Raw genomic sequence first — 926 nt, forward strand, 5'->3', positions numbered from 1 at the left:
CCAGCTGGCCCCCTTTGCTATCGCCAAGTGTGTCGGTCATTGTGGGAATCTAGGGCTAACTACCAAAATCGCACTATTAGTTGCCGTCAGTACCCTGGTACTACTGGGCAGTTATTATGTTCTCTCGATGATCAGTGCCCGTAATGCCATTATTGATTTTCAGGACAACAGCTCGATAACTATCGGCGAGGCCCTGACCGATGATGAAAAGATACTAGCCGATATACAAAATAAGCAACCGACTAGTGATATTAATAGTCTGCTTGTTTTTCTAGAGTAACAATATTCCGATCAACTATTTGCTATTTTTAAAGATGGGGAACTACTTGTTGACAATTTTTCGAAGGCAGATATTCAGTTGTCTAGCAGCCCCCTTAATGATGGATTCCAGTTAAGGTTGATCTCCAGTGGCGGCTACCACAGTATTATAAATTTTACCCATCCAGGTTTTGAGTTCGTGATCCAAAACGCAACTTACTCTCTCATCTGGATGCCCGAGCTACTGGCCAACCATGGAAAGAAGCAGGACCGCTTGAAAGAGCAGCTCAATAATGATTTTACGCTTACCCTGATAGCGCTATCACTGGTGGCGATTTGTCTGTCATGGGTTGGTGCTTGGTACTTTCTCCGCCCCCTGAAGGTTTTAAAAACCAACTTTACACAGCTGGAGCAGGGCCAGTTGGATACCCGAATGACCATCGAGCGGCATGATGAGGTCGGTGAAATTATCCACAGTTTTAACCACCTAGCGACTTGGCTGCAGGACATGAACAGACAGTATAAACAGATGAGTTCCGATCTAGCTCATGAGATACGCACACCTTTAACCGGGATGCAATCGCGTATTGAGGCGATGCAAGACGGTATAGTACCAGGGCTGTCCCATATAAATCAGCTTAAATCGTGACTGTAATTATCTTGTCTAA

At 44.9% G+C, this 926-nt stretch carries 2 protein-coding genes; both read left to right on the forward strand.

Annotated elements, in window-relative coordinates; all coding sequences use genetic code 11:
* A partial coding sequence (locus MO867_RS22290) for a hypothetical protein (protein ID WP_252473257.1) occupies positions 1–280 on the forward strand: 280 nt, incomplete at its 5' end.
* A gap of 177 nt (positions 281–457) precedes the next feature.
* A complete protein-coding gene (locus MO867_RS22295; RefSeq protein WP_252473258.1) occupies positions 458–907 on the forward strand; it encodes a HAMP domain-containing protein in 450 nt (149 codons plus the stop codon).
* The last annotated feature ends 19 nt before the right edge of the window (positions 908–926 follow it).

It is taken from the genome of Microbulbifer okhotskensis, from assembly GCF_023895975.1.
GTDB classification, from domain to species: Bacteria; Pseudomonadota; Gammaproteobacteria; order Pseudomonadales; family Cellvibrionaceae; genus Microbulbifer; species Microbulbifer okhotskensis.